The following is a 12,950-nucleotide window of genomic DNA, read 5'->3' as shown; positions in this document are numbered from 1 at the left end:
AGTCCTACTGTTGAGTAATCCTCAATAAGGGGGGTCGCGTCCGCCCGGTCGCTCTCCTCCGGGCCGTGACCCCGCCCCCGGGTCCCCCGGCCCGCTCGACCCGCCCCTCAGCCTTCGCCCCGAAGGAGCCGCCGTGAGCAAGAAAGCCGCCGTGCGCAAGAAGCCGGACGAGCACGACGACCTGGTCCTCACCCCTCGCGACGTGCGCTTCGACTGGGCCCGGCTGCCCATGCACTGGGTGCCGGACGAGCCCACCGCCACCCACGTCATCAACGTGCTGCACCTGCTGCTGCCCGAGGGCGAGCGCTGGTTCGTGCGGGTGTTCCAGCAGACGATGCCGCTGATCACCGACGAGGAGCTGCGCGAGCGGGTGCTCGGCTTCACCGGCCAGGAGGCCATGCACGCCGAGGCCCACCAGGGCGTGCTGGACCACTTCCAGGCCAAGGGCCTGGACATCTCCCCCTACGTCAGCCAGGTCGAGTACCTCTTCCACGAACTGCTGGGCGACAAGAGCGGTCTGTCCCCGCGCCGGGAGCGCGAGTACCTGATCGAGCGGGTCGCGATCATCGCCGGGATCGAGCACTTCACCGCGTTCCTCGGCGACTGGATCCTCAACGCCGAGGCCCTCGACCGGGTCGGCGCCGACGAGGTCATGCTGGACCTGCTGCGCTGGCACGGCGCCGAGGAGGTCGAGCACCGCAGCGTCGCCTACGACCTGCTGTGCCACCTCGACCCGAGCTATCTGCGCCGGGCCCGCACCATGGTGCTGGCCGCCTCCGCCCTGACCCACCTGTGGGTCCGCGGCACCCGCTTCCTGCTGAGCGTCGACCCCGAACTCGGCGGCTCGCTCCGGCCCGGCTGGCGCGAGGCGTACCGGGCCTCGCGGCGCGGTCTGCTGCCCAGCCCCGGCAAGGCGCTGCGGTCCGCCTCCCGCTACTTCAGCCGCCGCTACCACCCCACCCAGGAGGGTTCGACGCGGCAGGCGATCGCCTATCTCGGCGCCTCCCCCGCGGCCCGCGCCGCCGCGCACTGAGACCTCCGCCGCCCGCCGACACCGAGGACCGCGTCATGAGCCGCCCGCACCCCGCCCCGACCCCGCCGGACCTGTACGGCCGTCCCCGCGCCGACCGCTACTTCCGCTTCATGGAGCGGATGATGGGGGTGTACCTCCCGCTCACCACCGCCCGGGACGGCTACGGCCGGCGTCCCGCCGCCGAGGAGCGTCCGCACCGGCTCACCGTGGCGCGGCGCCGGATGGTGGCCGAGGACGTCGTCTCGCTGCGGCTGACGACGCCGGAGGGGCGGCTGCTGCCGCCGTGGCAGCCCGGGGCGCACCTGGACCTGCACCTGCCCTCGGGACGGCAGCGGCAGTACTCGCTGGTGGGCGACCCGGCCGACCGGTACGCGTACACGATCGCGGTGCGGCTGATCCCGGACGGCGCGGGCGGATCGGCCGAGGTGCACCGGGAGCTGGGCGAGGGCGACCGGGTGACGGTGCGCGGTCCGCGCAACGCGTTCCCGTTCGCGGGCGACCGCGCGGTGCTGCTGCTGGCGGGCGGCATCGGCATCACGCCGATCCTGCCGATGGCGCGCGAGGCGGCCTGGCGCGGCCTGGACTGGCGGCTGGTGCACAGCGGCCGCACCCGCGCCTCGCTGCCCTTCGCCGACGAACTCGACCGGCTCGCCCGGCGCCATCCGGGCCGGGTGGAGATCCTGGCCGACGACGAGCACGGCGTCCCGGACGCCGCCGCTCTGCTGGCCCGCGCTCCCGAGGGCGCCGCCGTCTACTGCTGCGGTCCGGCGCCGATGCTGGACGCGGTGCGCGGCGCCTTCGAGGACAACGGGTCGGGGGCGCTGCACTTCGAACGGTTCGGCGCGCCGCCGATCGTGGACGGCGAGCCGTTCACGCTGCGGCTGCGCGACGGCCGGGAGCTGGCCGTACCGGCGGACCGGAGCGCGCTGGACGTGCTGCGGGCCGACAACCCGGCCACCCCGTACTCCTGCCGGCAGGGTTTCTGCGGTGTGTGCAAGCTGCGGGTGCGCTCCGGCGCCGTGCAGCACCGCGACCGCAAGCTGACCCCGCGCCAGCGGGCGGACGGCGAGATGCTGGTGTGCGTCTCGCGCGCCGCCGCAGGCACGTGTCTCGAACTGGACGTGTGACCCGCCCCCGCCCCGCGCCGCCGCCCCGCCCGGCCGCCCCGGCGCCCGCCCGGCTTCCCGGCGCGCCCGGCCCACCCGGCGCACCCGGCCTTGTGGCACAGCTGACGCCCCTGACGTCACCGCCGCACCCGCCGCACCACCCGCCCCCGCCGCCCGACCACCGCAGACGAAGGCGAGACGAGCCCTCATGAGCGACCCGCGCACCCACCACCGCACCGGCGTCCGCGCCGGCGCGGGCAAGCCGCCCGCCTTCCCCTTCGACGCCCACGACCTCGACCGCTTCCGCGAACTCCAGCAGCTCGCCTACCGGTGCGCCGAACGGACCGCCGCCTGGCTGGAGCCGGGCGTCACCGAGCGCGAGGCCGCCCGGCGGCTGCGCCGGGAACTGGTCGCCGAGGGCGTGCAGGACTTCTTCCACGTGCCGTTCGCCTGGTTCGGCGACCGCACCGCCTTCCGCCACTTCCGCACCCCGCTCCAGTTCTTCGCCACCGGCCGCCGGCTCACCGAGGGCATGTCGTACGTCCTGGACTGCGCGCCCGTGGTCGACGGCTACACCGCCGACATCGGCTACGCGGGCAAGGTCGGCGACAACCCCATCTGGGACCGGATCGCCGAAGACCTCCTGGAGTACCGGGAGTTGATCGTGCGGCTGGTGCGCGAGCGGCGGACCCTGAACGAGGTGTACGCGGCGGTCGACGCGAAGATCGCCCAGCACGGCTACGACAACCGGCACCAGGTCTACCCGGGCCGGGTCATCGGCCACCAGGTGACCCGGATGCGCGAGCAGCGGCTGCCGGCCGGGGTCAACCTGTTCGGCTTCGGCGTGCGCACCCTCCAGACCCTGGGCCGGGAGCTGATCAGCGAGCGGCTGCACGGCCGCTCCCCGCTGTGGGCCGACGGCCGCGCCTCCCGGCACGCCCCGACCCCGGGCCTGTGGGCGGTCGAGCCGCACGTCGGCTTCCGCGACGTGGGCCTGAAGTTCGAGGAGCTGCTGGTGGTCACCGAGGACGACGCCTACTGGCTCGACGACGACCTCCCGCACGTCCACCGCGGCCGCGCGCTCGCGGCCGCCCGGTGAACGGCGGCGACCGGATGGCGACCGAGCGGAACAAGCGGAACAAGAGGAGTGACGTGCGCGAGAGCGGTGCGAACGAGCGGCAGGACGGTCCGGCGGACACCGGAGCGGGCGCGGTGCGCGGACGCCGGGTGCGCTCCGGCGCGCTCTCCCTGGCCGTGTACGAGCAGGGCGACCCGACCCGTCCGACGGTCCTGCTGGTCCACGGGTATCCCGACACCCACGCCGTGTGGGACGACGTGGCCGCCGACCTCGCCGTGGACCACCACGTGGTGCGCTACGACGTACGCGGCGCCGGCGCCTCCAACTCACCGCGGACCACCGAGGAGTACCGCCTCGAACTGCTGGCGCGGGACCTGTTCGCGGTGGCCGACGCCACCTCCCCGGACCGGCCGGTGCACGTCGTGGCGCACGACTGGGGCTCCATCCAGGCCTGGGAGGCCGTCACGGACCCCCGCTCCGCCGAGCGCGTCGCCTCGTACACCACCTTGTCCGGGCCGTGCCTGGACCACATGGGGTTCTGGCTGCGCCGGCGCGTGCGGCGGCCCACGCCCCGGCACCTCAAGCAGCTCGCCGCGCAGAGCGTGCACTCCTGGTACATCTACCTCTTCCACCTGCCGGTGCTCGCACCGGCCGCCTGGCGGCTCGGGCTCGCCCGGGCGTGGCCGCGGGTGCTGCGCGACCTGGAGCGCGTCACGCCCCGCGCGGACCATCCGCAGCGCACGCTCGCCGGGGACGCCGCGCGCGGGGTACGGCTCTACCGGGCCAACATGCTGCCCCGGCTGCTGCACCCCACGCCCCGGCCCACCGCCGTACCGGTGCAGGTCATCACCCTCACCGACGACCACTACGTCAGCCCGGCGCTCTCCGAGGGCCTGGAGGAATGGGCGCCGCACCTGTGGCGGCGGGAGCTGCCCGCCACCCACTGGTCGGCGCTGCTGGAGAAGGGAACCACCGTGGCACGGATGATCCGCGAGTTCACCGCACACCAGGAGGGCGCGCCCGCCGCTGACGCCCTCGCCAAGGCGCGGACCGGCCGGGCGCAGGGCCCGGCCGGGGAGGCCGCCGAGTTCGCGGGCAAGCTGGTGGTGATCACCGGTGCCGGCAGCGGCATCGGCCGGGCCACCGCGCTCGCCTTCGCCGAGCGGGGCGCCGACCTCGCCCTGTGCGACCTGGACCGGGACGGCCTGGACCGCACCGCCGAACTCGCCCGGCTGCTCGGCGCGAAGGCCGAGACGCACCGCGTCGACGTCTCCGACGCCGCCGCCGTGCAGGCGTTCGCTACGGCAGTCGCCGACACCCAGGGCGTGCCCGACGTCGTGGTGAACAACGCGGGCATCGGCCACTCCGGCACGTTCCTGGAGACCACCGAGGAGGAGTGGCGGCGCGTCCTCGACGTGAACCTGTGGGGCGTCATCCACGGCTGCCGCGCCTTCGGCGCGCTGATGAAGGAGCGGGGCGCGGGCGGGCACATCGTCAACCTCTCCTCGGCCGCCGCCTACCTGCCCTCCAAGATGCTCGCCGCGTACGCCACCAGCAAGGCCGCGGTGTTCATGCTCTCCGACTGCCTGCGCGCCGAACTGGCCCGGGACCGGATCGGCGTGAGCACGATCTGCCCCGGCATCGTGAACACCAACATCACCCGCACCACCACCTTCTCCGGGGTGGACGCGGCCGAACAGGAGCGCCGGCAGAAGAAGTTCTCCGGTCTGTACGCCCGGCGCGGCTTCCCGCCGGAGAAGGTCGCCGCCGAGATCCTCGACGCGGTGCGCACCGGGCGGGCCGTGGTGCCGGTCACCGTGGAGGCGAAGGCGGCCCGCCTGGTCAGCCGCCTCGCACCGGGCGCGCTGCGCCTGGCGGCCCGCCTGAAGGTCGGCTGACCCGGCTGACCCGGCTGACCCGCCGGCTTCCCCGGGGCGCGGCGGCGCCCGGCGGGTCCGTCAGCCGACCAGCCGCCGGCGCCAGTCCAGCGGAGTGACGCAGACGGCCAGACGGCCCGACGGCCCGCTCCGGGGTGCCGTCCCAGACGGTGGGCGGGCCGACGGCGTCGAGGGCGGCCACCACCTCGCGGCCGGGGACGTCACCCCCGCGCTGTTCGTCTCGGCGCGGATCGACGACGACGCCGAGAGCGGCCGGCGGGCGCCAGACTCCTACGCGCGCGTCACGTACGGCATACCGCTGGCGGAACTGGAGCAGATCCGGGCCGTCGTCTCCGGCGGCCCGGACCGTGTGCTCGCGCACCCGGGCCGGTACGCCGCCGCCGGCGCCCGGCACGTCGTCGTCCGCCTCGGCGCCGTGGGACCGCGCTCCCAGCGCGACCGGCTGGAACGGATCGCGGAGCTGATCCCCGCCCTCAAGGGCGCGGCGGCCTCTCCCGCGTGACGCCCCCGGAGCCCGGGGCTCGGCGCAGGCTCGGCGCCTCGCGGCCCTCGGCGGCCCGGACGGTGAGGGCGCGGCCCGCGGCGCCTGCGAAGCGGAACGTTCCGCACCCGGGACGGCGACTCCCGGCGTCCTCATCCTCGCCCGCGTCGACGGCCTCCGCTCTTTGCCATCCCTTTACAACCCCGGCCGGTGCTGCGTCGTCTCTCCCCCCGATTCCGCACCGGAAAGCCGCCCGGCGCCCCGTGAAGGGGCGGCCGGGCCGATCGAGGGAGACTCCTCATGCGCGTACGGTCCTACTTGGCAGCCCTCGGCTGCGCCGTGGTGCTGGCCACGGCCGGAGCCGGAACGGCCCTGGCCGACAGCGGCGGTTCCGCCCGTCCCGTCCCCGGGAACGGCAGCACTCCCGCAGCCGCGCAGTCGCCGGCCGGCAAGGGTTCCGCCACCGCCACGCCGGTCCCCGCTCCCGCCTCGTCGAGCGGCGCGGGCCAGGTCAGCGCGGTGCCCTCGGGCGCCCCGGACACCGGGGTGCCGTCCGAGGCGTCCGAGGCGTCCGGGACGACGGGGGCGACGGTGACGGCGTCGGCAGGCGCGGCGGCCCTGGTCCTCGGCGCCGGCACGCTGGTGCTGCGCCGCAGGCTCAAGGCCCGGGGCTGACCCGTGCGGGCGTACCGGACGACCACGCTGCCGGCGATCCTCGCCACGCTCTGCCTGACGGCCTGTGCGGTCACCGGCTGCCAGGCCTCCCCCGCGGCGTCACCCCCGGCGGGCAGCGCGGCGGCGAGCACGACGGGGAGCGCGGCGCGGAGCACGACCGCCGCCGAACCTCCGGAGACCTCACCCGAGGCCGCGTCCACCCCGATCGCGCGGTCGACACCGGTACGCCTGCGCATCCCGGACATCGGGGTCGACACCCCGCTCATGCGGCTCGGCCTGGCGCCCGACCGGACGGTGCAGGTGCCGCCGGTCGCGGCGCATGCCCCGGCCGGCTGGTACCAAGGCTCGCCCGTACCCGGCCGGCTCGGGCCCTCGGTGATCCTCGGTCATGTGACCGTCGGCCGCTACGGGGACGGCGTGTTCCTGCGTCTGTCGCGGCTGCGGCCGGGCGCGCACGCCGTCGTCCGGCTCGCGGACGGGACCTCGGCGACCTTCACGGTGGACTCGGTGCGTACCGTCGCCAAGGACCGCTTCCCCACCCGTGAGGTCTACGGCGACACCGACCGCCCGGAACTGCGCCTCATCACCTGCGGCGGCCCGCGAGCAGGAGACGGCTATGCGGACAACGTGATCGTGTTCGCGACCCTGACCGCCGTGACGCACACGCCATGATCCCGCCCCCGCCCCGCCCCACCGCCGATCCGCCCCTTGGAGAGAGTTGAGCCGGTCCAAGGACAGGGCAGCCGCCGAGCTGTTCGCCGACCTCTACCCCCGTCTCGCCGGCTGGTGCCGCCGTCTGGTGGACGACGACGGCACCGCCCACGAGATCGCCTCCGAGGCGTTCACCCGCCTGTGGACGCGCTGGACCGCCGTCGAGGAACCGCGCGGCTTCCTCTACGTCACCGCGGCCAACCTGGTCCGCGACCACTGGCGCAAACTGGAGCGCGAACGCCGGGCGGTGCGGCGCGTCGGCACCGAGGCCGCACTCGCCCGCCCGCAAGAGGGTGCGGAAACGTCGGTGCCGGTACGGATGTTGGTGCAGTCGCTTCCCGAACGGCTGCGCACCGTCGTCCTGTTGTACTACTACGCCGACCTGCCGGTCCGGGAGATCGCCCGGCTGACGGAGCGAAGAGAAGGCACCGTCAAGGCCGACCTGCACGCCGCCCGCGAGTACCTGCGCGCCCGTCTCGGAGGACGACTTGATCACACCCATTGAGCCCTGGGACGAAGGCGGCGACGAGGAGCTGGCCACGCTGCTGCGCCGGGACCCGGCGGTGCTGGCGCCGCCGCCCGGCGCCTTCGAGGGGATCCGCCGCCGAGCGGCCCGGCGTCGCGGGCTGCGCGCGGTGGCCGCGGGGGGCGCGACCACGGCGGTGATCGCCGCCGCGGCCCTGCTGTGGCCCACCACGGCGGCCACCCGCCCGGCGCCCCTGCCCCCGCTCGCTCCCCCGGCCACCGCCCCCGCTTCCACCGCCGCCTCCACGGCGACCGCCACACCCGTCCCCGCCCAGACCCCCGCCGTGCCGTCCCCCCTGCCCACCGCGTCCTCTCCCGCGGCCACCGCCGGAGACGGCGGCGACGGGCCGGGGACGGGGACGGGGAGCAGCCCGAGCGCCGTACCGTGACATCCGATGTTCCGCTGCCTCACGACCACGGTGACCGTCCCCGGCATCACCCGTCCACGGCCCCTGCGGCAGTCCGAGAACACCGCCCGCGCGTCAGCCCTCGCCGTGCGTCCTGCCGTCGATCATCTCGGCCAGCACGGTCCCGCGGTCCTCCCCCGGCAGCGGCCGCAGCGGTCCGGCCAGACGTGCGCTGTCGTAGTGCCAGCGGTGGTCGAGGTCCCGGGGGACGTCGTCGCTCTCGCGGACGCCGGCCCCGGTGCCCATCAGCCGGGTCAGGTCCTGGGCCAGGTCGTGCCAGGACACGTGGCCGCTCACGGCGTTGGCGACGCCGTGCACGGGCCGGTCCAGGCACTCCACCACCGCTCGGGCGAGGGCCGCCGCGTGCACCCAGGCGACCCCGTACCAGGGGTGTCCGGCGGCGCCGGGACGCGGCAGCTCGATCGGTCCGCCCTGCCGGGCAGCCTGGTAGAGGCCGCCGACGGCGCCCCAGCGCAGCTGCTCGCGCAGCCGGTCGTGCGCGCCCCAGACGAGCGGGGAGCGCACGGCGCTCGCGCCCCCGCGCCCCTCGGTGCCCGCGGCGCGCAGCACCAGCTCCTCGCAGTCGAGCTTGGCCCTCCCGTACGGGCTGACGGGCTCGTGCGGCGGCAACTCCTCGCCGACCCGGTCCACTTCGGGGTGGCCGTAGGCGTCGACGCTGCTGACGAAGACGAACGGCCCCCGCCGCCAGGCGTCGACCATCGCCGCCGTGGCCGCCACGTCCACCTCGTGCCGGGTGAAGGTGCAGGCGGCGTGCACGATCGCGTCCGCGTCCGCGACGGCGGCCCGCAGTCCGGCCGGGTCGGAGAGGTCGCCCTCGACCACGTCCACGCCCTCGGCCGCGATCAGGTGCGCGGACTCGGGCCGGGCCAGCGCCAGCACGGGTCGGCCGCGGGCGGCCAGCTCCCGCAGCACGAACGCGCCGACGCCGCCGGTCGCGCCGGTGACCAGCACCGTGCCCGGGCGGACGGTCCGGGACCGGGCCGGCCCGCGCGCGGCCCGCGCGGCGCTCTGCCGCGCCGCGCGTTCGTCCAGCAGCGCGGTGAGCGCCCGGGGCGTACGGGCCTGGAGGACGTCGAGTCCGGTGAGCGGCAACCCCAGTGCGGTGCGCAGGCGTTCGGCCAGGCGCACGGCGACCAGCGAGTGACCGCCGAGGGCGAAGAAGTCGTCGTCGGGCGAGGCGGCGACGCCGAGGAGCGCGGTGAAGGCCCCGGTGACGGCCGCGGCCCGGGGTCCGGCCGGGTCCTTTGGTGCGGGCGCTCCCGGCAGCCGGGAGCGGTCGAGCGTGCCCGCGGCCGTGCGGGGCAGCGCGTCGAGCGGTGTGACCGTGGCGGGTACGGCCTCGGGCGCGAGCGAACGGCGCAGCAGGCCCAGCAGTTCGTGCCGGGACGGACCCACGCTGTCGCGCAGGACGGCGTAGGCCACGGCCGGGCCCTCGGCGGGCCGCACCACCACGGCGTCGGCGACCTGGGAGTGGGCGCGCAGGGCCGCTTCCGCCGGATGGCGGGCATCGGGCGTCTCCTTCACCTCCGGCACGGACTGCCCGTCCGGATCGGCCTCCGCGTCGGAGCCGGAGGCGGCTTCGGGGCCCGAGGCGGCCTCGGCGACGGGCAGGTCGCTCAGCGGGCGATCCGGGTCGGTCGCCGCCGCGGTGAGCAGGGCGGCGTAGTCCCGCGCGGTCGCCTCTGCCACGGCTTCGTCCAGCGCGTCGCGGTCGTACTGGACGAGCGCCGCGGGCCGCGCGGGATCGCCCAGGTCGAGGCCGTAGGACAGGGCGAACTTCGCGTGGCCGGCAGGGACGTCGACGTACGCGGCCGAGGCGCCGGGCAGCCGGAGCACCGTGGGCTCGCCGAGGACGTCGGCGGTGACCCGGACCAGTGCCGTGCCGTCGGCGCCCCGCGCCCGCTCGCCGAGGCGTTCCAGGACGAGGTCGAACGGGATGTGCCGGTGCCGCTGCGCCTCCAGGAGCGCGTCGCGCACCCGCCGCAGCAGCTCGGCGAAGGACGGGTCGCCGGTGGCGCTGACCCGTACGGGCAGCGTGTTGACGCACAGGCCGACCAGGCCGCGCATGGCGGTGCCGCCGCGGTGGGTGCCCGCCACGCCGATCACGAGGTCGTCGTCGCCGGTGAGGCGGTGCAGCGCGGCGAAGGCCGCGGTGAGCGACACCGCGAAGAGCGTGGCGCGCCGCTCGGCCCCCGACGCCCGCAGCGCCTCGGGCAGCGTCGCCGCGAGGGGCACGGCGCGCACGGCGGCGGAGTGCGGCGCGCCGCCGTCCGGCGATCCGGCCGGGGTGCGCGACGGGTCCGCCGACGGCCGGGGCAGGCGGGGCGGGGCGGCGTCGGCCAGGAGGGCGCTCCAGCGCTCCAGCGCCGGCCGGAGTCCGGGGACGCCCTCGTGTTCGCGGCACGCGTGGTCGGCGTACTGCGGCGCGGCCGGAAGCGCGAGCCGGCCGGTTCCGTCCACGGCCGCCGCGTACAGGGCGGCCAGTTCGGCGGCCGCCGTCTCCAACGAGCCACCGTCAATGGCTATGTGATGGAACGTCAGCAGCACCGTGTGGTCCTGCGGGCCGTGGCGCAGCACCAGGGCCCGTACCGCCTCGCCCGCCGCGAGGTCGAACGGCCGGGCCGTCTCCCGGCGCAGCGGTCCCGGGGCGGCCGCCGCCGGCGTGTCGACCACCGGCACGGGGACGGCGTCGGGCGCGGGGAGGACTTCCTGGTAGGGCTCGCCGTCGTGCTCCGCGTAGCGGGTGCGCAGGATGCCGTGCCGGGCCACCAGCGCGGTGAGGGCGGTGGTGAACGCGGCCGGGTCGAACGGACCGCGCACCCGGGTGGCGAACGGCACGTGGTAGGAGTCGCCCGCGCCGCCGAGCCGTTCCAGCAGCCACAGGCGGCGCTGGGCGCGGGAGAGCGGGAGGCGGACGCCGCGCGGGGCGGCGCCGGGGCCGGCCGAAGCGGCGCCGACGGGAGCGGCCGGGGTCCGCCGGGCGGCGGCGGAGCGGGCCCGGAGCAGCAGGTCCCGCTGGAGCCGCCGCTGTCGGTCCGGCGCCGTGGGGTCGGCGTCAGTGGACATCGCTGTGCTCCGGGGTCTCGGGGTGCAGGTCGCTGTGGGCGGCGAGCAGGGCGTGTTCGACCAGCGCGGCCTGGGCGGCGACGGTCGGGGCGGCGAAGAAGTCGGCGAGGGCGAGTTCGACGCCGAGCTCCTCGCGCAGGTCGTCGGTGACGGCGAGGGCGAGCAGGGAGTGGCCGCCGAGGGCGAGGAAGTCGGCGTCGGCGCGGGCGACCTCGCTGCCCAGGGCCCGGCTCCACACCTCGGCCACGGCCTGTTCCAGCGGTGTCATCGCGGCCGGGGGCGGGTCGGCGCGGTCGTCGCCCGCCGTGGGGGCGCGGTCGGTGAGCGCGCGCCGGTCGACCTTGCCGGACGGGGTGAGGGGAAGGCGCTCCACCGTGCTGATCGCGTCCGGCACCAGGTGGGCGGGCAGGACGGCGGTCAGCCGCTCGCGCAGCGCGGCGGCGGGGGTCACCGGTCCCGGCGCGGGGACGACGAAGGCGACCAGCCGCGCCTCGGGCGTGCCCGGGCGGTCGACGGTGACGGCGGCGTCGGCCACGTCCGGCCGCGCGCGCAGCGCGTGTTCGACCTCGCCGGGCTCGATGCGGAAGCCGCGCACCTTGACCTGGTCGTCGTTGCGGCCGTGGTAGTCGAGGGCGCCGTCGGGCCGGACGGAGACGAGGTCGCCGGTGCGGTAGAGGCGGCCCGCGGCGGGGTGGTCGACGAAGCGCTCGGCGGTGAGGTCGGGCAGGCCCGTGTAGCCGTGGGCGAGCCGGCTGCCGCCGATCCACAGTTCGCCCCGCTCGCCGTCCGGGACCGGGCGGCCCCCGGCGTCCAGGACGTGTGCGGTGGCCCCGGCGATGGGCCTGCCGATCGGTACCGGCGCGTCGCCGTCGCGCGCGGTGACGCGGTGGGCGGTGGCGAAGGTGGTCGCCTCGGTCGGCCCGTAGCCGTTGACCAGCTCAAGCCAGGGGAAGGCGGTCAGCACCGCGCGGGCCGGGGCGGCGGCCATGGCCTCACCGCCCACGACGACCGAACGGAGCTGGGCGAAGATCCGGGAGCGGCGGGCGGCGAGCTGGTGGAAGAGGGCCGTGGTGAAGAACGCGACCGTCACGCCGTGGCGTTCGACGTGCCGGGCCAGGTCTTCGAGCGAGGGCCGCTGCTCGGTGCAGACGACGACCGCGGCGCCGTTGGCGAGCGCCGCCCACACCTCGAAGGTCGAGGCGTCGAACGTCATGGGCGAGTGGAACAGGACCCGGTCGCGGGAGGTGACGGTGACGTAGTCGGGTGCGGTGACCAGCTCGGCGACGGCGCGGTGCGGGACGGCGACGCCCTTGGGGCGGCCGGTGGAGCCGGAGGTGAACATGATGAACGCCGCCCGGTCCGGGTCGGACGCGTCCACCGGCTCCCTCGCGTACGCCGCGTCCATCGCGTACGCCTCGTCCCTCGCGTACGCCGCGTCCGCCTCGTTCGCCGTGTCCGGCTCGTCCGCCGCGCAGGCCGTGTCCGCCTCGTCGGCGGCGGCCAGGTGTCCGCCGCCGGTCAGCGGTTCCTCGGGCAGGGCGAGGACGGGGCCGGTGAGCGCGGCGGCGTCCAGCAGCTTCGCGTCGCCGACGGTGAGCGAGACCTCCGCGTCGGCGCTCATCGCCTCGGTGCGCGGCCGGGGCTGGGCGGGGTCGAGCGGCACGCACACGGCTCCGGCCAGCCACAGGGCGAGCTGCGCGACGACCGTACGCGCCGACCGGCTGGTCAGCAGCGCCACCCGGTCGCCGGGGGCCACCCGGTACGCGTGGTTCGCGCGCAGATGCGCGGCGAGGGCGCGGCTCTCCCGGGCGAGCCGGCCGTAGGTGAGGGCGGTGTCGCCGTCCACGACGGCCAGGGCGTCGGGGGTGCGTGCGGCGTGCCGCAGGACGAGGGCGGGCAGCGCCGTCGCCGGGGCGGTCCCGGCGGGCTGCGGGGTCGTCGGTGTCATG

At 76.4% G+C, this 12,950-nt stretch carries 11 protein-coding genes; 9 read left to right on the top strand and 2 right to left on the bottom strand.

Annotated features, from left to right (window positions below; genetic code table 11):
• Window positions 1-133 precede the first annotated feature (133 nt).
• The 9 genes from ABEB07_RS11715 to ABEB07_RS11675 all read left to right on the top strand — a co-directional run bounded on the left by ABEB07_RS11715 (window position 134) and on the right by ABEB07_RS11675 (window position 7,896).
• Entirely contained in the window at window positions 134-1,033 is a 900-nt protein-coding gene (locus tag ABEB07_RS11715; protein ID WP_343235885.1) for a metal-dependent hydrolase, read from the top strand.
• A 35-nt stretch (window positions 1,034-1,068) separates the two neighbouring features.
• The gene (locus ABEB07_RS11710; protein ID WP_345668271.1) at window positions 1,069-2,160 is read left to right on the top strand and encodes a PDR/VanB family oxidoreductase; all 1,092 of its coding nucleotides are present in this window, start codon (window positions 1,069-1,071) and stop codon (window positions 2,158-2,160) included.
• Window positions 2,161-2,347: 187 nt separating this feature from the next.
• Window positions 2,348-3,238: a M24 family metallopeptidase gene (locus ABEB07_RS11705; RefSeq protein WP_345668270.1), complete on the top strand. Its 891-nt coding sequence runs from the start codon at window positions 2,348-2,350 to the stop codon at window positions 3,236-3,238.
• 14 nt (window positions 3,239-3,252) lie between these two features.
• Window positions 3,253-5,115 carry an SDR family oxidoreductase gene (locus ABEB07_RS11700; protein WP_425588988.1) on the top strand — a complete coding sequence of 621 codons (1,863 nt, stop codon included), beginning with the start codon at window positions 3,253-3,255 and terminating at the stop codon, window positions 5,113-5,115.
• A gap of 94 nt (window positions 5,116-5,209) precedes the next feature.
• Window positions 5,210-5,617 (top strand): hypothetical protein, encoded by a 408-nt coding sequence (locus tag ABEB07_RS11695; RefSeq protein WP_345668269.1) that lies wholly within the window; start codon window positions 5,210-5,212, stop codon window positions 5,615-5,617.
• 279 nt (window positions 5,618-5,896) lie between these two features.
• Window positions 5,897-6,271 carry a RodZ family helix-turn-helix domain-containing protein gene (locus tag ABEB07_RS11690; RefSeq protein WP_345668267.1) on the top strand — a complete coding sequence of 125 codons (375 nt, stop codon included), beginning with the start codon at window positions 5,897-5,899 and terminating at the stop codon, window positions 6,269-6,271.
• Window positions 6,272-6,274: 3 nt separating this feature from the next.
• A complete protein-coding gene (locus tag ABEB07_RS11685; RefSeq protein WP_345668265.1) occupies window positions 6,275-6,943 on the top strand; it encodes a class F sortase in 669 nt (222 codons plus the stop codon).
• 46 nt (window positions 6,944-6,989) lie between these two features.
• Entirely contained in the window at window positions 6,990-7,487 is a 498-nt protein-coding gene (locus tag ABEB07_RS11680) for an RNA polymerase sigma factor (protein WP_345668263.1), read from the top strand.
• Complete coding sequence (locus ABEB07_RS11675) at window positions 7,471-7,896, top strand: hypothetical protein (protein ID WP_345668261.1); 426 nt, start codon at window positions 7,471-7,473, stop codon at window positions 7,894-7,896. Before ABEB07_RS11680 ends, ABEB07_RS11675 begins: the two co-directional genes overlap by 17 nt.
• Window positions 7,897-7,989: 93 nt before the next feature.
• Here the strand turns inward: ABEB07_RS11675 and ABEB07_RS11670 are convergent, their stop codons facing one another.
• Together ABEB07_RS11670 and ABEB07_RS11665 are read right to left on the bottom strand one after the other, a co-directional pair.
• Window positions 7,990-11,001, bottom strand: coding sequence for a condensation domain-containing protein (locus ABEB07_RS11670; protein ID WP_345668259.1), 3,012 nt, complete (start codon window positions 10,999-11,001; stop codon window positions 7,990-7,992).
• Window positions 10,991-12,949 (bottom strand): non-ribosomal peptide synthetase, encoded by a 1,959-nt coding sequence (locus ABEB07_RS11665; RefSeq protein WP_345668257.1) that lies wholly within the window; start codon window positions 12,947-12,949, stop codon window positions 10,991-10,993. The genes ABEB07_RS11670 and ABEB07_RS11665 overlap by 11 nt, the downstream gene beginning before the upstream one ends.
• Window position 12,950: the final 1 nt, after the last annotated feature.

The sequence above is a fragment of the Streptomyces similanensis genome (assembly GCF_039543625.1).
Classification (GTDB): Bacteria; Actinomycetota; Actinomycetes; order Streptomycetales; family Streptomycetaceae; genus Streptomyces; species Streptomyces similanensis.
The sequence above is the reverse complement of the archived record's forward strand: the minus strand, read 5'-3'. Positions and strand labels throughout refer to the sequence as shown.